This window comes from Streptococcus sp. M334, from assembly GCF_000187745.1.
Lineage (GTDB): Bacteria > Bacillota > Bacilli > Lactobacillales > Streptococcaceae > Streptococcus.
In genome coordinates this window covers 51,025-71,212 of record NZ_GL732488.1, presented here as the reverse complement: position 1 = coordinate 71,212, position 20,188 = coordinate 51,025, and the positions used below count along the sequence as shown (strand labels likewise).

General features: G+C 39.2%; 18 protein-coding genes, 1 tRNA gene and 1 pseudogene. 12 read left to right on the top strand and 8 right to left on the bottom strand.

The window, feature by feature from the left end; genetic code table 11:
• Position 1: 1 nt before the first annotated feature.
• The 5 genes from HMPREF0851_RS10365 (at position 2) to HMPREF0851_RS10345 (ending at position 4,119) form a co-directional block, all read left to right on the top strand.
• The gene (locus HMPREF0851_RS10365; RefSeq protein ID WP_000042388.1) at positions 2–631 is read left to right on the top strand and encodes a Pr6Pr family membrane protein; all 630 of its coding nucleotides are present in this window, start codon (positions 2–4) and stop codon (positions 629–631) included.
• Positions 632–916: 285 nt separating this feature from the next.
• A complete protein-coding gene (locus HMPREF0851_RS10360; RefSeq protein ID WP_000808695.1) occupies positions 917–2,068 on the top strand; it encodes an MFS transporter in 1,152 nt (383 codons plus the stop codon).
• A gap of 99 nt (positions 2,069–2,167) precedes the next feature.
• The gene (gene truA, locus HMPREF0851_RS10355) at positions 2,168–2,917 is read left to right on the top strand and encodes a tRNA pseudouridine(38-40) synthase TruA (RefSeq protein ID WP_000199192.1); all 750 of its coding nucleotides are present in this window, start codon (positions 2,168–2,170) and stop codon (positions 2,915–2,917) included.
• Positions 2,907–3,680 (top strand): bifunctional hydroxymethylpyrimidine kinase/phosphomethylpyrimidine kinase, encoded by a 774-nt coding sequence (locus HMPREF0851_RS10350; protein WP_000794761.1) that lies wholly within the window; start codon positions 2,907–2,909, stop codon positions 3,678–3,680. The genes truA and HMPREF0851_RS10350 overlap by 11 nt, the downstream gene beginning before the upstream one ends.
• On the top strand, positions 3,658–4,119 hold the full coding sequence (locus HMPREF0851_RS10345) for an ECF transporter S component (RefSeq protein ID WP_000814966.1): 462 nt from the start codon (positions 3,658–3,660) through the stop codon (positions 4,117–4,119). The genes HMPREF0851_RS10350 and HMPREF0851_RS10345 overlap by 23 nt, the downstream gene beginning before the upstream one ends.
• A gap of 246 nt (positions 4,120–4,365) precedes the next feature.
• Here the strand turns inward: HMPREF0851_RS10345 and HMPREF0851_RS10340 are convergent.
• From HMPREF0851_RS10340 to HMPREF0851_RS10325, 4 genes and pseudogenes are all read right to left on the bottom strand, one after another.
• Positions 4,366–4,839: pseudogene (locus HMPREF0851_RS10340) on the bottom strand (GNAT family N-acetyltransferase).
• Positions 4,840–4,887: 48 nt separating this feature from the next.
• Entirely contained in the window at positions 4,888–5,610 is a 723-nt protein-coding gene (locus tag HMPREF0851_RS10335; protein WP_000191421.1) for an ABC transporter permease, read from the bottom strand.
• A gap of 1 nt (position 5,611) precedes the next feature.
• The gene (locus HMPREF0851_RS10330; RefSeq protein ID WP_000205300.1) at positions 5,612–6,523 is read right to left on the bottom strand and encodes an ABC transporter ATP-binding protein; all 912 of its coding nucleotides are present in this window, start codon (positions 6,521–6,523) and stop codon (positions 5,612–5,614) included.
• Positions 6,520–7,653 (bottom strand): ThiF family adenylyltransferase, encoded by a 1,134-nt coding sequence (locus tag HMPREF0851_RS10325; protein WP_000675234.1) that lies wholly within the window; start codon positions 7,651–7,653, stop codon positions 6,520–6,522. Before HMPREF0851_RS10325 ends, HMPREF0851_RS10330 begins: the two co-directional genes overlap by 4 nt.
• 439 nt (positions 7,654–8,092) lie before the next feature.
• Here HMPREF0851_RS10325 and HMPREF0851_RS10320 point away from each other — a divergent pair, with 439 nt between their 5' ends.
• Together HMPREF0851_RS10320 and HMPREF0851_RS10315 are read left to right on the top strand one after the other, a co-directional pair.
• Positions 8,093–8,800, top strand: a complete 708-nt coding sequence (locus tag HMPREF0851_RS10320; protein ID WP_000912215.1) for a LytR/AlgR family response regulator transcription factor — start codon at positions 8,093–8,095, stop codon at positions 8,798–8,800.
• A complete protein-coding gene (locus tag HMPREF0851_RS10315; RefSeq protein ID WP_000961369.1) occupies positions 8,800–10,068 on the top strand; it encodes a GHKL domain-containing protein in 1,269 nt (422 codons plus the stop codon). Before HMPREF0851_RS10320 ends, HMPREF0851_RS10315 begins: the two co-directional genes overlap by 1 nt.
• Positions 10,069–10,086: 18 nt before the next feature.
• On the opposite strand, the gene HMPREF0851_RS10310 is transcribed toward HMPREF0851_RS10315, so the two are convergent.
• The 4 genes from HMPREF0851_RS10310 to HMPREF0851_RS10290 form a co-directional block, all read right to left on the bottom strand.
• Positions 10,087–11,169: a M24 family metallopeptidase gene (locus tag HMPREF0851_RS10310; RefSeq protein ID WP_000040947.1), complete on the bottom strand. Its 1,083-nt coding sequence runs from the start codon at positions 11,167–11,169 to the stop codon at positions 10,087–10,089.
• 127 nt (positions 11,170–11,296) lie between these two features.
• Complete coding sequence (gatD, locus tag HMPREF0851_RS10305; protein ID WP_000263159.1) at positions 11,297–12,079, bottom strand: lipid II isoglutaminyl synthase subunit GatD; 783 nt, start codon at positions 12,077–12,079, stop codon at positions 11,297–11,299.
• Positions 12,079–13,422, bottom strand: a complete 1,344-nt coding sequence (gene murT / locus HMPREF0851_RS10300) for a lipid II isoglutaminyl synthase subunit MurT (protein WP_001050239.1) — start codon at positions 13,420–13,422, stop codon at positions 12,079–12,081. The genes gatD and murT overlap by 1 nt, the downstream gene beginning before the upstream one ends.
• Before the next feature lie 296 nt (positions 13,423–13,718).
• Positions 13,719–15,035, bottom strand: coding sequence for an FAD-containing oxidoreductase (locus HMPREF0851_RS10290; protein WP_000958920.1), 1,317 nt, complete (start codon positions 15,033–15,035; stop codon positions 13,719–13,721).
• Between the two features lie 329 nt (positions 15,036–15,364).
• Here HMPREF0851_RS10290 and HMPREF0851_RS10285 point away from each other — a divergent pair, with 329 nt between their 5' ends.
• The 5 genes from HMPREF0851_RS10285 to HMPREF0851_RS10265 all read left to right on the top strand — a co-directional run bounded on the left by HMPREF0851_RS10285 (position 15,365) and on the right by HMPREF0851_RS10265 (position 19,893).
• Entirely contained in the window at positions 15,365–16,939 is a 1,575-nt protein-coding gene (locus HMPREF0851_RS10285; RefSeq protein ID WP_000671136.1) for a DEAD/DEAH box helicase, read from the top strand.
• A gap of 254 nt (positions 16,940–17,193) precedes the next feature.
• Positions 17,194–17,982, top strand: a complete 789-nt coding sequence (gene codY / locus HMPREF0851_RS10280; protein WP_000940739.1) for a GTP-sensing pleiotropic transcriptional regulator CodY — start codon at positions 17,194–17,196, stop codon at positions 17,980–17,982.
• Complete coding sequence (locus tag HMPREF0851_RS10275; RefSeq protein WP_000158720.1) at positions 17,982–18,557, top strand: cysteine hydrolase family protein; 576 nt, start codon at positions 17,982–17,984, stop codon at positions 18,555–18,557. The genes codY and HMPREF0851_RS10275 overlap by 1 nt, the downstream gene beginning before the upstream one ends.
• 80 nt (positions 18,558–18,637) lie before the next feature.
• A tRNA-Leu gene (locus tag HMPREF0851_RS10270) sits at positions 18,638–18,723 on the top strand.
• Positions 18,724–18,933: 210 nt separating this feature from the next.
• The gene (locus HMPREF0851_RS10265) at positions 18,934–19,893 is read left to right on the top strand and encodes an Rpn family recombination-promoting nuclease/putative transposase (protein ID WP_000603347.1); all 960 of its coding nucleotides are present in this window, start codon (positions 18,934–18,936) and stop codon (positions 19,891–19,893) included.
• Positions 19,894–20,188: the final 295 nt, after the last annotated feature.

The following is a 20,188-nucleotide window of genomic DNA, read 5'->3' as shown; positions in this document are numbered from 1 at the left end:
CATGTCAAAGAACTATAAATTTGTATTTTATAGCCGTATCTTCTTGTTTCTAGCGGCTTTTACGGGAGTTTATCTTGAAATCGCCAAGCATGGTGGATTTGGGATGCTTCTCTATTATACGGTTCTGTCTAACCTCTTAGTAGCGATTTTTACGCTCTATCTCCTAAAGGTTATGAGCCGTTTAGGTGAAAACTGGCAAAGACCAAGTCTCTTGCGCTTAAAAGGTGGGGTCACCATGAGTATCATGATTACCTGTGTGATTTACCATTTTCTCTTAGCGCCCATTGCAACTAATTTCTATACTCTAGAAAATTTCCTTTGCCACTATATCGTTCCCCTCTGGTTTTTAGCAGATACCCTCTTTTTTGATAAACAGGGTCAATACAAGATTTGGGATCCAATTGTGTGGACGATTTTACCCTTGCTGTATATGATTTTTGCTCTTTTTAATGGCTTGGTACTGAAACTAGACATTCCTAATTCTAAGGTCAGCCCCTTTCCTTACTTCTTTTTGAATGTGAACAAGGGTTGGGATGTCGTGTTCAAGTGGTGTCTGATTATCTTTGTTGCCTATATGGTGGCAGGATTTATCTTCTACTTTATTAAGCAAATCAAGAGAAAGTCATCCTAAGACTCTTCGAAAATCTCTTCAAACCACGTCAGTTTCATCCACAACCTCAAAAACATGTTTTGAGCTGACTTCGTCAGTTCTATCTACAACCTCAAAGCAGTGCTTTGAGCAACTTGCGGCTAGCTTCCTAGTTTGCTCTTTGATTTTCATTGAGTATAAGACATAAGGGATTCATTTTCGAGTTTAAGAAGGAGTCTGCACACTAAAGAGGCTTCTTCTTTTCTTGCTTGTTTGATAACTATCAAAAGAGACAGAAGATTAAGAGAAAATATAGAAAGAGATTTCATGAAACAATTTTTAGAACGGGCCAGTATTTTGGCTCTCTCCCTCGTTTTGATTACATCCTTTTCCATCTCGAGTGCCCTGCCAGCCATGTTTGACTATTATCAAGGTTATCCTAAGGAACAAATTGAGCTCTTAGCGAGCTTGCCATCCTTTGGGATCATGATTATGTTACTACTAAATGGTTTCTTAGAAAAAATATTTCCTGAGCGCTTACAGATTAGTTTGGGCTTGTTAATTTTATCACTGAGTGGAACGGCTCCTTTCTGGTATCAAGCCTATCCCTTTGTCTTTGGAACACGGATTCTTTTTGGTTTGGGTGTTGGAATGATCAATGCCAAGGCCATTTCCATTATCAGTGAACGTTATCAAGGGAAAACGAGAATTCAGATGTTAGGGTTACGCGGTTCTGCAGAGGTCGTTGGTGCTTCTCTCATTACCTTGGCAGTCGGCCAGTTGTTGACCTTTGGTTGGACAGCTACTTTCTTAGCCTATAGTGCTGGATTTTTGGTGCTGACCCTTTATCTGCTCTTTGTCCCTTATGGAAAAGAAAAGAAAGAAGTCAAGAAAAAAGCGAAGGAAGCAAGTCGCTTAACTCGAGAAATGAAAGGCTTGATTTTTATCCTAGCTATCGAAGCGGCAGTTGTAGTTTGTACCAATACGGCTATTACCATCCGTATTCCAAGTTTAATGGTGGAAAGAGGGCTTGGAGATGCCCAGTTATCTAGTTTTGTTCTTAGTGTCATGCAGTTGATCGGGATTGTGGCTGGTGTGAGTTTCTCTTTCTTGATTTCTATCTTTAAAGAGAAACTGCTCCTCTGGTCTGGTATTACCTTTGGCTTAGGGCAAATTGTGATTGCCTTGTCTCCATCCTTGTGGGTGGTAGTGGCAGGAAGCATTTTGGCTGGTTTTGCCTACAGTGTAGCCTTGACGACGGTCTTTCAACTTGTCTCTGAACGAATTCCAGCTAAACTCCTCAATCAAGCAACCTCATTTGCGGTTTTAGGCTGTAGTTTCGGAGCTTTTACGACCCCATTTGTTCTAGGTGCAATAGGGTTACTAACTCACAATGGCATGTTGGTCTTTAGTATCTTAGGAGGGTGGTTGATTGTAACCTCTATCTTTGTCATGTACCTACTTCAAAAGAGAGCTTAGGATTGCTTTCCTAAGTTTTTCTTTTTAAGATTTTTGTACCCAGACAATGTTTATTTTAGGACCTTGTCTCCAGACTAATTTCTTGATACAATAAAAGTTATGACAAGATACAAAGCAACTATTTCCTATGATGGTTATGCCTTTGCTGGCTTTCAGCGCCAGCCCCATGCGCGTAGCGTTCAGGAAGAAATTGAAAAAACCTTGACCAGGTTAAATAAAGGGCAGGCGATTACTGTTCACGGTGCTGGTAGGACAGATAGTGGGGTTCATGCTTTGGGACAGGTGCTTCATTTTGACCTGCCATATCAGATGGATGAGGAAAAGCTCCGTTTTGCTTTGGACACCCAGTCCCCTGAAGATATTGATGTGATTTCGATTGAGCTTGTAGCAGATGATTTTCATTGCCGTTATGCAAAACATAGCAAAACCTATGAGTTTATTGTGGATAGAGGACGTCCCAAAAATCCTATGAGTCGTTATTATGCCACCCACTTTCCCTATCCACTCGATGTGGAACGCATGCAGATTGCAATCAAAAAGCTAGAGGGAACCCACGATTTCACAGGCTTTACAGCCTCTGGAACCAGTGTGGAGGATAAGGTTCGCACCATCACAGAAGCTAGTCTCAAGGTGGATGAGACAGGTCAGTTTTTGACCTTTACATTTTCAGGAAATGGTTTCTTGTATAAGCAGATTCGTAATATGGTGGGGACTCTTCTCAAAATCGGAAATAATCGCATGCCAGTAGAGCAGATTGACCTCATCTTGGAGAAGAAGGACAGGCAACTTGCAGGTCCCACTGCAGCACCTAATGGTTTGTATTTAAAGGAGATTCGTTATGAAGAATAATCGTATTTTAGCACTTTCAGGAAATGATATTTTTAGTGGTGGTGGTTTGTCCGCGGATTTGGCTACTTATACCTTGAACGGCTTGCATGGTTTTGTAGCAGTGACTTGCTTGACAGCCTTGACAGAAAAAGGATTTGAAGTCTTTCCAACTGACGATACCATTTTTCAACATGAATTAGATAGCTTGCGTGATGTGGAATTTGCAGGGATTAAGATTGGTCTTCTACCAACTGTCAGTGTGGCTGAGAAGGCATTGGACTTTATCAAGCAGCGTCCAAGAGTGCCTGTGGTATTGGATCCTGTCTTGGTCTGTAAGGAAACGCACGACGTAGCAGTCAGCCAACTCTGCCAAGAGCTGATTCGCTTTTTCCCTCATGTCAGTGTGATTACGCCTAATCTTCCTGAAGCAGAATTATTGGCAGGTCAGGAAATTAAAACCTTGGAAGACATGAAGGCTGCAGCACAGAAATTGCATGCCTTAGGAGCGCCAGCAGTCATTATCAAGGGAGGCAATCGCCTTAGTCAGGACAAGGCTGTAGATGTCTTTTATGATGGACAGACCTTTACTATCCTAGAAAATCCTGTTATCCAAGGGCAAAATGCTGGTGCAGGTTGTACCTTTGCCTCCAGCATTGCCAGTCACTTGCTTAAAGGTGATGAACTTTTATCAGCAGTAGAAAGCTCTAAGGCTTTCGTTTATCGTTCTATTGCACAAGCAGATCAGTATGGAGTAAGACAATATGAAGCAAACCAAAACAACTAAAATCGCCCTTGTATCCCTATTAACCGCCCTCTCTGTGGTTCTAGGTTATTTCCTAAAAATCCCAACACCGACAGGCATTTTAACTCTTTTAGATGCGGGTATCTTCTTTACGGCCTTTTACTTTGGTAGTCGCGAAGGGGCTGTAGTCGGAGGACTAGCAGGTTTCTTGATTGACCTCTTATCAGGCTATCCTCAGTGGATGTTCTTTAGCTTGGTCAACCATGGCTTGCAGGGATTTTTCGCAGGATTTAAAGGCAAAACTCAGTGGCTAGGCCTTATCTTAGCAACGATTGCCATGGTAGGGGGTTACGCCTTGGGTTCTACATTGATGAATGGCTGGGCAGCAGCCCTACCAGAAATTCTACCAAATTTCATGCAAAATATAGTAGGGATGATTATAGGATTTATCCTTAGTCAAAGTATCAAGAAGATTAAGTAATACTCTTCGAAAATCTCTTCAAACCACGTCAGCTTCCATCTGCAACCTCAAAACATTGTTTTGAGCAACCTGCGGCTAGCTTCCTGGTTTGCAAGTATAAAGAGGCTGAGTAAAAAGTCTTTCGAATAAGAAAAACGCATAGTATCAGGTGTTGAAAGCTTGATACTATGCGTTTTATTGTGGGAAGATTTCCCTCATTTTCTAGTAAAATTGAATTTTTCCCAGCATCTTTTTATAGATTATTTCTTAATCAATTATCATTTCCATTGTTGTTTCTTGTGGTTTCATCCCTTGTCTTTGATAAAAGCGGAGAGCACCCTCGTTATCATTCCAGACACTTAAAGTTAGATTGTGGCAACCGATTTCTTTAGCATAATTGAGAGCAAATTGATAGAGTTGATCACCAATTTTTTGACCACGAGCATTTTGATCCACACATAAGTCTTCTATAAAAAGGGTTTTGATTTCTTGGAGAACAGGGTTATCAGTTTTATCTTTTATGGTACAAAATAGATGTCCAAGAACTTGCCCCTTTTCATTTTCAAAAACAAAAATTGGTATGTGTTATTGAGAGAGTATGTTTTGCAAGTCAGAAGCACTATATTTAGATCCGTTTTTCTTAAAAATATCAGGTTGTGCTTGGTGGTGAACCGTAAGGATTTGTTGTAATAAATCGAGTAATTTAGGAATATCTTCTTGTTTAGTTTTTCGAATATTCATGAAGGTTCTTTTTATTGGCTTAGTCTATAAGAAAAGCTTTAGGGGCAATCATTTTTCTTTATGAAGAGTTCTTAAAATAATTAACTGTGTTAACATAATCCAAAGAATGAGAATACTCATGTCCAATAGGGAAACATTTCCGTAGTCGTAAAGGCTGGCTCGCAGAAGATTTGAGGAAGGGACGAAAGGGAGGGCACGGTAAAGATGGTTTACCCACTCAGGTAGTCGATCTGCTGGATACATGAGTGGTGAGAACATGAGTCCAATCATAAGAATTAGCTGCGACATAAGGGTTACTGTATTTGGAGAAAAGGTGTAGGCTATAGCAAATCCCAGACTAATCATAGTAAGACAAATCAGAAGCACAATAAAAACACCAAGAAAAGATGGATGGAGACGAACAGAAAAACGGACATACCCAAGTAGAATAGAAATAAAAACTCCCGGCAAAATGGCAATTAACCACATCCACAAGTCAGCGAGAGAAATGAATATCCTAGGGATGGGTAAGGCACGAATATAATCAAAATGCCCTTCCAACTTATCATTTGCTATAACAGGGGAGGAAATTGTACAACCCATGGAGATAATTCCAATTAAAACAGAACCAGACGAAAGATAGTAGGCAGTAGTCGAATCGATATCGCCAATAACTAGAGGGTAGCCAAAAAGAAGAGAAATGGATAAGAGGAGCTGTGCTAGTGTAAAAAGGATGAAAAGCTCTTTTTGGCGCAAGTAGTTCCAATGAAGTAAGTAAAAAAATTGAGTCATATTAGTTGGTTAGCTCCTCTCTATAAAGGTCAGAAATAGTCAATGTTTTTTGATGAAGAGAGAGATTGGAAATTGTTTTTTGACCAAGTTCTTCTGTCAGTTGTGCTATCAATGGAGCTAGACTTCTTTCCTCAATCTCTAATTGACAACTAACACCATTGATAATTGTATAATCTTCTATTTTGTCTAATATACTTTTAGTCTTAAAATCAAAGCTTATCTGATACAGTTTGTCATGGATGATTTGCTTAACCTTTCCTGATTTAAGCAATTTACCATTATTAAAGAGGGCGTAATTATCTGCATATTTTTCAACCTCCAGAAGATTATGAGTAACGATAATAATGGTATGCCCCTTGCTAGCTAACTTTTGCAATAATTGCCATTGCTTTTCACGACGAATGGGGTCAACATCATTTGTTGGTTCGTCAAGAAGAATGATGTCTGAGCTACCGATTAGTGTCATAGCGAAGGAAGTTAGTCTTTTGAGACCGCCCGAAAGATCCTTACCTTTTTTGTAACGATAGTCTTCAATTTCTAAATCAGTGAGAAGCTGGCTGATTGCTTTTTCTAGTTCTTGGGAACTCAATCCTCGCATTTTTCCAAGTATTTCTAAATTTTGTTCTACGGTTAATTTGTCGAGTGGGGCATATTGTTGAGACATATAACTAATTAAGGTGCGTGCTTGTTTACGATTGTATATAAAAGAAATATCACCATACAAAATATCTCCTTGGTCAGGTTTAGTAAAACCAATCATTTGATTCAATAGAGTAGATTTTCCAGCTCCATTGTGTCCCAAAAAAGCCGTGATTTTTGCTGGTGATATTTCTAAGGAAATATGATTATTGGCTAAGTGCTGACCATCAAAAGATTTAGTCAAATTATCAATTACGAGTTTTGCAGTTGTCATAACTTTAATTCTCCGTACTTAGAAAAAATTTCCCAATCGTCTTCTTTACCTGTGCCGCATGTTGGACATTCATCAAGATAGCGTCCCCAAGAATCGTGTGTGAATGAGGCTCCGTTTTCATAATTGATTTCGTATTGATGGTTAAGGCTAATTGGTTCCGTATATTGAGTTAATAATCGGATAGTTTCATCAACAATGGCAGAAGTCAGTTGAAATATTGCTGGACCATAGGCTATTGTAGGGATTGTTTTTGTAATCGTACGAACACCGTGGAATTGTTCAAGGAATAGAGTGTCAATTTTTGTATAATGAATATTTAAACAATCAAAACAGCCTGTTTGGTAAGGGATAACTGAATAGACACGACCACGACTAACTTGACTGGCGCCAAATATACAGGGAATATTTTTTGTAACGATTGCTTTATTTACGATACGTTGAATATCATATTGAGGTTTATCAATCACACATATCGTAATATCAACATCATCAAGTAAAGGAATCAAGTCACTTACAGAGGTGATACGTATATTATGGGTTTCTACTTCAATATCGGAATTCATTTTTGTAACTTCTCTATGGGCAATTTGAACTTTAGATAAGCCAATATCATCTTCCTTGTATAGAAATTGTCTTCCTAGATTACTTTGCTCAACAATGTCAAAATCCACTATTTTTATCTTTTTAGGTCCCAAGCCTGCTAGTAATGTCAGTATGTTAGAACCCCCACCACCAAGACCTAGTAAAAGGATAGTAGACTGATGAATTTTTTTCTGTGTTGCAATACTATCTTGGAAGCTATTTAAATAGCGACTGAAATAATATATATTTGAATGATAACGTTCTTTAATATCCTGAATTTCGCCCGCTTCTTCGAGAACCCCCTCATTATCTAAGAGTTCAAGAGCGCCTGTGATGTCTTCTTCAGTTAAATCATCATATTTTGTTAGCATGATATTGAGAATATCTTGAAAAGGACGTCCGTCCAAAATATTGACTAAATTCCACATTTTATTATTATCATCCTTAATTTCTGTGGTTATACCAATTTGTAGCCCAATCCTAAATAAATTTTTATGAAGTTTATAAACAGGATATATTTCTTTTATTCTTGGATGATAGAATTTCATTTTAACCTCACTATTTTATTAAAAAGGAAGACGAGGTGATTATAAATCATATATCCTCGTCTTGCAACTCCCAGTTCCTATTACAAATGGAAATAAGTAGAAAGAAAATGGTGAACCTATCTACTCAATTCCAACAGTAGGAATAAATAGAAAAGAACTCCTCTAAAAACTCAATTTTAAAATGCTAATTTTTCAACCTTTTCTGGTTACTAAACATAGAAAACCGGTAGTTTTTAGAGGTGCCCAAAATTTAGAAAACACCCCAGCTAATATCAGTTTTAGCAATAACTTTACGCACTTGAATATTTTTCATTTTTGTAACTCCTTTCATATTTGATAAGAATATTGTATAATAAATTAACGATTTTTTTATCAGCATGTCATAATTGACGTATTTGACGTTATAATTGGCAAAATCATGCTTGTAGTGAGGAATTTGATGTTAAAAATTGCGATTTGTGATGATTCTAATAGGGATGGTAGTCAGCTAGAAAACTTACTCTTATCTTATAAGGACATCAAAATAGAAACGAGTGTTTATACGAATCCCCAAAAACTATTAGAACAATTGACAGAGAAGTACAGTTGTGTTTTTTTGGATATCGAGATGCCACAGATAACAGGAATTGATATGGCACAAAAAATCCGTAAGGTAAACCCTTTTATCCCGATTATCTTTGTTACCAGTTATCGAGATTATATGGAGCAGGTTTTTGAAGTGCAGACTTTTGATTATTTACTTAAACCAGTGACTTCTAAAAAATTATATAAAACTCTGGATAGAGTGGTACGTTTTTTGAATTTAGGGCAAGCTGTATTTACGTTTACTTTTGGAAAGCAGCAATATTCACTGCCTTTAAATGACATTGTATTTTTTGAAAAGGATAAGCGTGCTGTCTTTATTTACACTAAAGATCAGACTTACAAAGCTTTGCTTAAAACGAAAGATATTTTAGAGAAATTACCTGATTACTTTATTCAAATTCATTCTTCCTATATTATCAATCCTAGATATGTGACAGAGTTTGATTCGCAAATAGTCACAATTTTAAATGGAATGGATGAAAATCACCTTCCAATTAGCCGAAAATTTCAAACGTCTTTTAGAGAAAAGTATTATTATTATCTGAGTGAGAGGAATTTTTAATGTTAGTCAGTTTGCGGATTGTGAGTATTCTGTTTGATTTATTTTTGGGAATTATTTTCTTTTATAGACCTCTGTCCCAAAAAGAAAAGTCTAGGAGAATTTGTATCTTTACTTCTCTCCTTTTATTTTTCCATGCCTTGTTGACGATATTATTTTCAGGAGCTAATCTTTTCTTAGTAGGGAATCTTATTCTCAGTATCGCAGAGTATTATTTTTTAGGTCTTTATTTTGGATATGCTGTTCAAGAATCTTCGTTTTGGATTTTTTGTCAGATGAGTCTAACTTTACTAGCTGGTACTATACTCAATCAAGCAGTGCAACTATTTTCCCCTTTATCAGTCATTTCAGAAAATCTAATAGCCATGCTTTTTTATCTCGCTGTAGCTTTTCTTTTATCATTGCTAGTGACCCTGGTTCTTCGACAACTTTTTCGTGCACATCAAAAGTTAGTTTATACTGTTTCTAAAGGGACTTGGTTATACCAGTTTATTGTACCATTTTTGTCCATTTGTTTTGCTTTTACAGTATCAGCGATTCAAGGGCAAGTGTTTGAGAAGGATTATCTTTCTTTTGTTTCTGTATTAGCCCTCATTGTGTTAACGTTCTCTTCTCTCTATTTCACCCTATATCTTTCTCAGCAACAACAGAGGTATTATCAAAGCATACTAGAGACGGAACAGATGACCTTTCAACTGAGAGAAATGAAACAATCTAAAAAAGATTATAGGAGGATTCAAAGGATTCAACACGATTTGAAAAATCAACATTTAATCCTCCTTGCACTTTTAAAAGAAGATCCTGAACAAGCGAAGTCTTATCTCCAAAGCATGACAAATAGTATAGAGAACCAAACTGTCTGTTATTCCAAGAATACAACAATTAACTTTTTACTCAATCAAAAATTACAGGATAAGATAGAGGACATACAATTGGAAATTGATTGTTTTGTACCTCAACGATTAGAAATCAATCCAGATATTTTAGCGGTTTTACTTGGTAATTTGTTGGACAATAGTCTTGAAGCCTGTATGCGCTTGAGTAATAAAGAAGATAGGGTCTTGATATTAGGAATACGATATTTTCAGAAGAAACTCTTTATTGCTATCGAGAATTCATTTGATGAGAATGAATTGGTAATACGAAAGGAACGTCAGACAGAGGGATGGGGGCTTAAAAATATTGAGAGACTTGTAACCAATCATAGGGGAACAATGAAGAATTTCATTCAGAATGGACGTCATAAAACAGAAGTGATTCTTCCTGTCTAACTAGGGTTTGTTGCTATCTTAATCAAAATAAAGCAAGTCTTTGCTGGTGCTTGTAAAGAGGTCGAAGCCATCCTTGGTAACAACACCGCAGTCTTCGATACGGACACCGACTTTACCAGGGATATAGATACCTGGTTCAACAGAGAAGCACATGCCTTCTTCGATGACCATGTCGTTTCCTTCCATGATAGATGGGAATTCGTGGACATCCATACCGATGCCGTGACCAAGACGGTGGTTGAAGTACTCACCGTAACCAGCTTTTTCGATGACCTCACGGGCAGCACGGTCCACTTCATGGGCAGTCACACCTGGCTTGATAAAGTCAAGAGCAGCTTGTTGAGCTTCAAGAGTCAAGTTATAAATGTCTTTCTTGAATTGGTCAGGTTTACCGACAGCGACTGTACGAGTCATATCTGACGCATAGCCGTTGACTAGAACACCAAGGTCAAAGAGGAGAAGAGCATTATTTTCAACCTTGTTTGCTGCTGGAATGCCGTGCGGATTTGCAGCATTATCACCAGTCAAGACCATGGTATCAAAGCTCATTTCATAACCTTCACGTTTCATAGCAAAGTCAATTTGAGCGATGATATCTGTCTCTGTCTTATCAAGAGAAATATTATCAAAACCAACCTTAACAGCCTTGTCCGCATAGAGACCTGCAACCATCATTTTTTGCACTTCGTCAGCTGATTTGATGAGGCGCATGCGTTGGATACGAGGTGTGAGGTTTTCAAACTCGGCTGTTTCAAAAACTGTCTTCAAGCCATGGTATTTGGTCAAGATAAGATTGTCAAACTCAACAGCGACACGTTTGAAGTCAAGTTGTGGAAGAGCATGTTTCATTTTTTGCCATGGATTTTCAGAATCTACATAGCCCACAACTGGGAAGGAAACGGTGTTGCTTGCACGCTCAACCTCAAGGGCTGGGACAAAGAGGAGGGGTTCTTGATCCGCTAGGACAAAAAGGAACATTTGGCGTTCATGGGGATCACTGTAAAAGCCAGTGAGGTAATTGATTGTGACGGGGTCAGATACGACAGCGACGTCTAGTTTTTCAGTTTCAAGATATGTTACGATTTGTTGTAATTTAGACATATGCTACCTTCTTTCTACCCCTCTATTTTGGCAAAAAAAGAGAGAAAATGCAAGGGAGAAGGGTAAAAGAATAGGTAAAAAGAACTCCGACAAGATAACGGAGCTCTTTGATATGGTTTTCCTTGTTTTAAGAAAAGTCAGCCTTGCTTTTGACGTCGCTGTATTCTTCAGCGATTTCTTGGCTGAGAATGTCCTCATAGGCAGGGAGTTGAATGTCCTGACCATATTTTTTCTTGAGGGCAGTAGTGACTAGGCGATAAGCTAGATTGGCATTACGAGAGAGGATAGGCCCGTGGAAGTAAGAACCAAAGACATTCTTATAATGAACCCCTTCGCCGACCTTTTCTTCGTTATTTCCATTTCCATAGACCACCTGTCCCAGCGGTTTTTGGTCATCTGAGAGGAAGGTACGTCCTTGGTGGTTTTCAAATCCATAGTAGGTTTCATCGAAATCTTCATTGTGAATCTTGATGTCCCCGATAAAACGGTTGTTGGTCTGATTGAGCGTATAATGTCCCATGACCCCTAGTCCTTCTATGCGTTTGCCTGAAGCTTCAATATAATATTGACCCAATAGTTGGAAACCACCGCAGATAGCTAGAACCACACCGTCGTTTTGGATGTAGTTGTCAATGCTCTCTTTTTTAGCAGGTAGGTCGTCTGCAATGATACTTTGTTCAAAGTCTTGACCGCCACCGAAAAAGGCGATGTCGTAGTGATTTTCATCAAAATCATCATGAAGTGAAACGATGTCAACGGTCACATGGGCTCCCAGTTTTTCAGCCACATACTTGAGCATGAGGATGTTTCCATTGTCCCCATAGGTATTCATGAGGTTTCCGTAGAGGTGGGCAATGTTGAGCTGATAGGGGTAATTGCCAGCTTTTGAGGAAAGTGAAGTATAAACCATTAGTTCATCTCCTTTCTAACAATCTGACGACTAGCCAGCAGTTCGCGGAATTCAAGCATAGCAGTATAGGTAGCCAGGATATAGGCATGCTTGCAGTCTTGATTTTCAATGGTCTTAAGAACTTGTTCCAGATTGCTTGTTTCAGTGATTTTATCAGCTGGGTAGCCTGTTACTCGTAGACGACGAGCGATTTCAGAATGACGAACACCGCCAGCGTTGATTTCAGGGATGTCCATGTCAGTGATTTGTTCAAAGTCAGCATCCCAGATCCAGCTAGTATCAATCCCATCAGCATAGTTGGCATTAAGGAGGACAGATAGACTAAATGGATAAGGTGCTAGTTTGATCATTTCGATAGCTTGGGTCGCACCGACTGGATTTTTAATGAGGACAAGGGTACATTCTTTATCACCGATATGGAAGGTTTCTTGGCGTCCAAAGACAGCACGGCTCTTATCAAATCCCTGCTTGATGAGTTGTGAATCTGCACCGAGGAAACGGGCGATGGCCACAGCAGCTAGAGCGTTGTAGATATTGTAGAGACCACCGATTTGAATACCGTATTCTTGGCCGTCAATGACAAAGCGAGATCGATTGTTGGTTAACTCAACCAATTCTGTCAAGCGATAGTCTAATTCAGGACGTTTACATTCGCAACCTTCACAGATATAGGCACCCAAGTTTGCATAGGTATTGTGCTCATATTTGAGGATTCCTTGGCAGTCAGGGCAGAGGATTCCTTCGGTATTATAGTGAGCTAGTTGGGCTGGCCCTTTTTCCAAGTCAAAACCAAAATACTGTACAGGATTTGGAATAGCTGGCTTGTAGAAAAGTGGACTGTCTCCATTAAGGAGAACAGTGGCAGTAGGCACCTTACGAATAGCATCCAAAATCATCTTGTAAGTTGTGTAAATCTCACCATAGCGGTCCATCTGGTCACGGAAAATATTAGTAATGACAAAAAGACTTGGCTGGATATAGTCACAGATACGAGATAGACTGGCTTCGTCAATTTCGAGAACGGCAATATTTTTACCAGTTTTAGACGATTTGGCAGTCAAGAAGGTCGTTGCGATCCCTGTAATCATGTTGGCACCACTTGGGTTGGTCAGAACTTGACCATAAACCTCTTTTAAAATGCCGACAGTGAGGGCAGTTGTCAAGGTTTTTCCGTTGGTTCCAGTGACCACGACAATCTCGTAGTTCTTAGCTAGGTTTTGTAAAATATCTTTATCAAATTGAAGGGCGAGTTTTCCTGGGAGCGTACTTCCACGGCCAAGACGACTTAAAACGAAGTGGGAAGAACGCCCAGCTAGGAGGCCCAAAGTAGTTTTTAAGTTCATGTTTCTATTATATCATAAAAGAGGGAAAAGACAGATTTGATACTCAATGAAAATCAAAGAGCAAACGAGGAAGCTAGCCGCAGGTTGCTCAAAATACTGTTTTGAGGTTGCAGATAGAACTGACGAAGTCAGCTCAAAACACTGTTTTGAGGTTGTAGATAAGACTGACGAAGTCAGTCACATATATATACGGCAAGGTGAAGCTGACGTGGTTTGAAGAGATTTTCGAAGAGTATGAGATTTCGCAGAAATGAAAACAGCCCTCAGAGGGCTGTTCGATACGATTAAATCTCAACTTAAATCGCAAACAAGTCATTCAAGTTCTCAGCCAAGGTTGGGTGAGTGAAGATTTGTTTTGTGAAGTAAGTGTAAGGAATCTTGTTGTCCATAGCAACAGTGATGATGTTGATGATTTCTTGAGAACCTTCTGAGAAGATGCTTGCTCCAAGAATTTCTTTTGTTTCAGTATTAACCACAGCTTTGAAGGCTCCGCGAAGGTCTCCGTTTACGTGACCACGAGGCATTGCTGCAACAGGGATTTCCTTAACGGAGTATGGAAGTTTCAAATCAGCCGCTTGGCTTTCAGTCAAACCAACTTGTGAAAGTGCAGGTGTGATAAACATGGTGTTTGGTACATTGAGACGGTCTTCAAGTGTGTAGCTGCCATCTCCAGCAAGGTAGCTGTAAACAACACGGAAGTCATCAAGTGAAATGTAAGTAAATTGAAGGCCACCGTTGACATCTCCAACTGCAAAGACACCAGGAACGTTTGTTTGACAATGTTTGTCTACTTTAATAGCACCACGTTCAGTAAGTTCAATATCTGTATTTTCAAGTTGAAGTGGTTCTACATTTGGTTTGCGTCCAGTTGCGTAGAGAAGGGCATCGAAACGGTAAGTTTCGTTTTCAGTTACGACAAGCACTTGGTCACCGTCGTTTTTGATTTCAGTAGTACGGATGTTTTGAAGCAATTCAATACCGTCTTCTTCCATGTATTGTTTAGCAAGAGCTGCGATGGAAGGTTCTGCACGAGGTAGGAAAGTATCCAAGGCATCTAGAACTGTAACCTTGCTTCCAAGTTTGTTGTAAAGGCCGGCAAATTCAAGACCGATATTTCCACCACCAAGGACTCCAAGGTTTTCAGGCAATTTGTCCAAGTTTTGGATACCTGTTGAGTCAAAGACGTTTTTGCTTGTAGCAAGTCCAGGGATTGGCAAGATGTTTGAAACAGCACCAGTGTTGATGACGATTGTTTCAGCAGTCAGTTCTTTCTTTTCATCACCAGCTTGGATCTCGATGACTTTATTTGAAAGGAAGTGAGCTTCCGCATCAAAGATGTCCACGCCTGTACCAGCAACAGTCGCATAGTTTTTACCGTTGAGGCGACCAGTGATCGTGTTTTTGGTAGCAATCACTTCTTCAAAAGACAAGTCTTTCTCAGCAGCAACTAGCAAAGTTTTAGTTGGGATACAACCAATGTTGATACAAGTTCCACCATACATAGCTTTACTACGTTCAACAAGGGCAACTTTTTTGCCAGCTGAAGCCAATTTACCTGCTAGTGTTTTACCAGCTTTACCAAATCCGATAACGATTAAATCATAAGTTAACATTTAGAGTTCCTCCTATTCGCATTTCATTCTAGCACAAGAAAAAAACTTTTGCACAATTCTGCTACGCTTTAAAAAAGTTTATGAAAAAGTGGAAATTTTGCCCTTGTTTTCTTAGAAAAATCGTTTACATGACTTTATCGACGAATTTAACTATCTTTTGCTTCTCTCTTGTGTTATACTAGATAGGTTGCAAAGGAAACAGTACTTTTCTTTTGTGGAAAAGAAGCAACACGATTTTGTATCCAGTATATGAAAATACGTCATAAAAAGAAAAGTATAAACTAAGCCCTATAGGGTGGCTTCGCACCACCTTTAGAAAGAAGAATAACGTGAAATTTAATGAATTAAACTTGTCTGCTGATTTGCTAGCAGAGATTGAAAGAGCTGGTTTTGTAGAAGCCAGTCCTATCCAAGAACAAACCATTCCTTTGGCCCTTGAAGGCAAGGATGTGATCGGTCAAGCTCAGACTGGTACAGGAAAAACTGCAGCCTTTGGCTTGCCTACCCTTGAAAAAATCCGTACAGAAGAAGCGACCATCCAAGCTTTGGTTATCGCTCCAACTCGTGAACTAGCTGTCCAAAGTCAAGAAGAACTCTTCCGCTTTGGTCGTAGTAAGGGAGTCAAAGTCCGTTCAGTATATGGCGGATCAAGTATTGAAAAACAAATTAAGGCTCTTAAATCTGGTGCCCATATCGTGGTGGGAACACCTGGTCGCCTCTTGGACTTGATTAAACGCAAGGCCTTGAAATTACAAGATATTGAAACGCTTATCCTTGATGAAGCGGATGAAATGCTCAACATGGGTTTCCTTGAAGACATCGAAGCGATCATTTCTCGTGTCCCTGAAAGTCGTCAAACCTTACTTTTCTCAGCAACTATGCCAGATGCCATCAAACGTATCGGTGTTCAGTTTATGAAAGAACCTGAGCATGTGAAGATTGCGGCTAAGGAATTGACAACAGAATTGGTTGACCAATACTATATCCGAGTTAAAGAACAAGAAAAATTTGACACCATGACTCGTCTTATGGATGTAGAACAACCAGAACTTGCTATTGTATTTGGTCGTACCAAACGCCGTGTAGATGAATTGACTCGTGGTTTAAAAATCCGTGGCTTCCGTGCAGAAGGAATTCATGGCGACCTAGACCAAAACAAACGTCTTCGTGTCCTTCGTGACTTTAAAAATGGCAATCTTGATGTTTTGGTTGCGACAGACGTTGCAGCGCGTGGGTTGGATATTTCAGGTGTGACCCATGTCTATAACTACGATATTCCACAAGATCCTGAAAGTTATGTTCACCGTATCGGTCGTACAGGTCGTGCTGGTAAGTCAGGTCAGTCGATTACTTTCGTATCACCAAATGAAATGGGCTACCTCCAAATCATTGAGAATTTGACTAAGAAACGCATGAAAGGTCTCAAACCTGCAAGTGCAGAAGAAGCCTTCCAAGCAAAAAAACACGTAGCTCTCAAGAAAATCGAACGTGATTTTGCAGATGAGACTATCCGTGCCAACTTTGAGAAATTTGGTAAGGATGCTCGTAAGCTAGCTGCCGAATTTACTCCAGAAGAATTGGCAATGTATATCTTGAGTCTGACTGTTCAAGACCCGGATAGCCTTCCAGAAGTGGAGATTGCACGTGAAAAACCACTGCCATTTAAACCATCAGGTAATGGATTCGGTGGTAAAGTTAAGGGAGGTCGTGGAGGCCGTCGTGGGGACGACCGTCGAGACCGTGATCGCCGTGGCAATGGTCGTCGTGATGATTTCAAAAAAGGAAGTCGTGGAAATGATCGTTTTGATAAGGAAAAACGTTACCGTAAGGATAATAAAAAACCACGCACTACTTCAAGCGAAAAGAAAACAGGCTTTGTTATTCGAAACAAGGGCGATAAATAAGAAAAGCGGTTCAAATGAATCGCTTTTTTATATAAGGAGACCGAATGGAAAAAGAAAGATATATAAAATAGCTATATTATCTTCTTGTAATGTTATGATAGACAAAAATAGGGAGTTTGTCAATAGAAAAGAAGCAATTTAATTAAAAATATTCTTGTTTTTTCAAATTGCAATTAAATAAGCAATTTTCAGATAATAATTGAAAATTCAAGCTGTTTATGTTATAATGATAGCGATTAAATTCGAGGTGAAAAATGGCACATTTATTAGAAAAAACTAGAAAAATTACTTCTATCCTGAAGCGCTCAGAGGAGCAGCTGCAGGAAGAACTTCCATACAATGCGATTACCCGTCAATTGGCAGATATTATTGACTGTAACGCCTGTATCGTCAATAGCAAGGGACGTCTCCTTGGTTATTTTATGCGTTACAAAACCAATACAGATCGTGTAGAGCAATTCTTCCAAACTAAGATTTTCCCGGATGACTACATTCAAGGTGCGAACATGATTTACGATACAGAAGCCAATCTGACAGTTGATCATGATTTGAGTATTTTCCCTGTGGAAAGTCGTGCCGACTTTCCAGATGGTTTGACGACCATTGCACCGATTCATGTATCAGGGATTCGACTTGGTTCTTTAATTATTTGGCGCAATGATAAAAAATTCGAAGACGAGGACTTGATTCTTGTTGAGATTGCGAGTACCGTTGTTGGAATTCAACTTCTTAACTTCCAGCGTGAGGAAGATGAGAAAAATATCCGTCGCCGTACTGCTGTCACCATGGCGGTTAATACCCTATCTTACTCCGAACTCCGTGCTGTTTCAGCAATTTTAGGGGAATTAAATGGAAATGAAGGTCAGTTAACTGCGTCTGTTATTGCAGACCGTATCGGAATTACCCGTTCTGTGATTGTCAATGCCCTTCGTAAACTTGAGTCTGCGGGGATTATTGAAAGTCGCTCACTTGGAATGAAGGGAACCTATCTTAAGGTCTTGATTACAGATATTTTTGAAGAAGTGAAGAAAAGAGATTACTAATGACTAAGGCTTTAATTTCGATTGATTATACAGAAGATTTTGTGGCTGATAGTGGAAAATTGACAGCAGGTGCTCCAGCCCAGGCAATTTCAGATGCCATCAGCAAGGTAACTCGATTGGCTTTTGAACGTGGAGACTATATCTTCTTTACCATCGATGCTCACGAAGAAAACGATTGTTTCCATCCAGAAAGTAAATTATTTCCTCCTCACAATTTGATTGGGACTAGTGGACGCAATTTATACGGAGATTTGGGGATCTTTTATCAAGAGCATGGTTCAGACAGTCGTGTCTTTTGGATGGATAAACGCCATTACTCAGCATTTTCAGGGACTGATTTGGATATCCGTCTGAGAGAGCGTCGCGTTTCTACAGTTATCTTAACAGGTGTCTTGACGGATATCTGTGTCCTACATACAGCTATAGATGCTTATAATCTAGGATATGACATCGAGATTGTTAAACCAGCCGTTGCTTCCATCTGGCCTGAAAATCATCAATTTGCTCTAGGTCATTTCAAAAATACACTCGGGGCTAAGTTAGTAGATGAAAAGCTAAATGAAATTTCTGAGTAATTTGGTTGATGAAATGAAAAAATTTGAAAAAAAGTGTTGACAAGCATCCTAAAAGTTGATATACTAGTAAAGTAATCGACGCGGGGATGGCGGAATTGGCAGACGCGCAGGACTAAGGATCCTGTGACCGCTTTAGGTCGTGAGGGTTCAAGTCCCTCTCTCCGCATGGGATAAGAGTTAGCTTAGGCTAGCTCTTTTGTTTTTTATCAGGTTTATAATATCTATGGTGGGCGTCCTTCGCTTTCAGATAAATAATATAGTTTGAAATTTCTCCTAATTTTCTCTATTCTTTCTACTTTTTCCGAATAAATAGATAGAACAATAGAATCTAGTAAAGTTAGATTTAAAACTATGGTATAATAAAAGGAGGAAATGGATGATTCTCAGACATCCGGGCATTAGCCCAACTAATGACTTGGTTGCTAAGAAGATTTTTAGCAATCCAGAAATCACTTGTCAATTTATCCGCGATATGTTGGATTTACCAGCAAAAAATGTAACTATTTTGGAGGGAAGTAACATTCACGTCTTACCTTCCATGCCGTACTCGGCCCAGGATTTCTATACAAGTATAGACGTCTTGGCGGAATTGGATAACGGTACTCAGGTTATTATCGAAATACAAGTCCATCATCAGAATTTTTTCATCAATCGTTTGTGGGTTTATCTGTGTAGTCAGGTTAATCAAAATCTAGAAAAAATTCGCCAGCAAGAAGGCAATACACACCAGAGTTACAAGCATATCGCACCAGTATACGCTATCGCAATTGTGGACAGCAATTACTTCCAAGATGATTTGGCTTTTCATAGCTTTAGTATGCGAGAGGACACGACAGGTGAGGTTTTAACTATCACCAATAATGGTCAAGAAAACCATCTAGTCAAGATGGCATTCTTGGAACTAAAAAAATACAGAGAAACCAGCAAAGACGAGGTTCGCAAGCCATGGTTGGAGTTTTTCGGTAATAAACCCTTTACCCAAGAACCTGAGCGAGCCATCAGTCAGGCAGACCAACTGCTGGACTATAAGAGCTGGTCCGAGGAGGACAGGAAGATGTTTAGTCAACTACGTATGCGTGAAGAACAAGCCTTGTTAGCACAGGACTATGCCTTGGAACAAGCTGAAGAAAAAGGATTAGAACGTGGGCGAGCTGAGGGTCTTGAAAAAGGTTTAGAACAGGGACTGGAGCGAGGTAAAGTTGAAGGAAGGGAAGAAGGGAGACTTTTTGCCTTCCTAGATATGGTTCGTCAAGGTATCCTGACACCTGAGATTGCCAGTCAGCAGTTGGGGATGACTGTCACTGAATTTGAGTCACTATTGAAAGACCATCATTAATAAAGCCTAAAAATACAGAGAAAGCAGCAAAGATAGGATTCGCAAGCCGTGGTTGGAGTTTTTTGGAAGAAACTCTTTACCCAATAATAAGCTTTCATCAATCCGCTGTCTATAAAATGTAAGGACAGGCAATCTACCATTTAAAATAAAATAATGACAGATTTTTCCGAAGCAAAAGGTAAGATCTGTTTTTTATTTATATTAAATTTTTATAATACATAGTCTAAAAACACGGTACAATAAGCATTGAATATATATATATATATATATATATATATATATATATATATAGTAA

Bases quoted from the DNA above. Each gene is read 5' to 3' on its own strand.
- HMPREF0851_RS10365 (WP_000042388.1), top strand. From the start codon at position 2: ATGTCAAAGAACTATAAATTTGTATTTTATAGCCGTATCTTCTTGTTT.
- HMPREF0851_RS10360 (WP_000808695.1), top strand. From the start codon at position 917: ATGAAACAATTTTTAGAACGGGCCAGTATTTTGGCTCTCTCCCTCGTT.
- truA (WP_000199192.1), top strand. From the start codon at position 2,168: ATGACAAGATACAAAGCAACTATTTCCTATGATGGTTATGCCTTTGCT.
- HMPREF0851_RS10350 (WP_000794761.1), top strand. From the start codon at position 2,907: ATGAAGAATAATCGTATTTTAGCACTTTCAGGAAATGATATTTTTAGT.
- HMPREF0851_RS10345 (WP_000814966.1), top strand. From the start codon at position 3,658: ATGAAGCAAACCAAAACAACTAAAATCGCCCTTGTATCCCTATTAACC.
- HMPREF0851_RS10335 (WP_000191421.1), bottom strand. From the start codon at position 5,610: ATGACTCAATTTTTTTACTTACTTCATTGGAACTACTTGCGCCAAAAA.
- HMPREF0851_RS10330 (WP_000205300.1), bottom strand. From the start codon at position 6,523: ATGACAACTGCAAAACTCGTAATTGATAATTTGACTAAATCTTTTGAT.
- HMPREF0851_RS10325 (WP_000675234.1), bottom strand. From the start codon at position 7,653: ATGAAATTCTATCATCCAAGAATAAAAGAAATATATCCTGTTTATAAA.
- HMPREF0851_RS10320 (WP_000912215.1), top strand. From the start codon at position 8,093: ATGTTAAAAATTGCGATTTGTGATGATTCTAATAGGGATGGTAGTCAG.
- HMPREF0851_RS10315 (WP_000961369.1), top strand. From the start codon at position 8,800: ATGTTAGTCAGTTTGCGGATTGTGAGTATTCTGTTTGATTTATTTTTG.
- HMPREF0851_RS10310 (WP_000040947.1), bottom strand. From the start codon at position 11,169: ATGTCTAAATTACAACAAATCGTAACATATCTTGAAACTGAAAAACTA.
- gatD (WP_000263159.1), bottom strand. From the start codon at position 12,079: ATGGTTTATACTTCACTTTCCTCAAAAGCTGGCAATTACCCCTATCAG.
- murT (WP_001050239.1), bottom strand. From the start codon at position 13,422: ATGAACTTAAAAACTACTTTGGGCCTCCTAGCTGGGCGTTCTTCCCAC.
- HMPREF0851_RS10290 (WP_000958920.1), bottom strand. From the start codon at position 15,035: ATGTTAACTTATGATTTAATCGTTATCGGATTTGGTAAAGCTGGTAAA.
- codY (WP_000940739.1), top strand. From the start codon at position 17,194: ATGGCACATTTATTAGAAAAAACTAGAAAAATTACTTCTATCCTGAAG.
- HMPREF0851_RS10275 (WP_000158720.1), top strand. From the start codon at position 17,982: ATGACTAAGGCTTTAATTTCGATTGATTATACAGAAGATTTTGTGGCT.
- HMPREF0851_RS10265 (WP_000603347.1), top strand. From the start codon at position 18,934: ATGATTCTCAGACATCCGGGCATTAGCCCAACTAATGACTTGGTTGCT.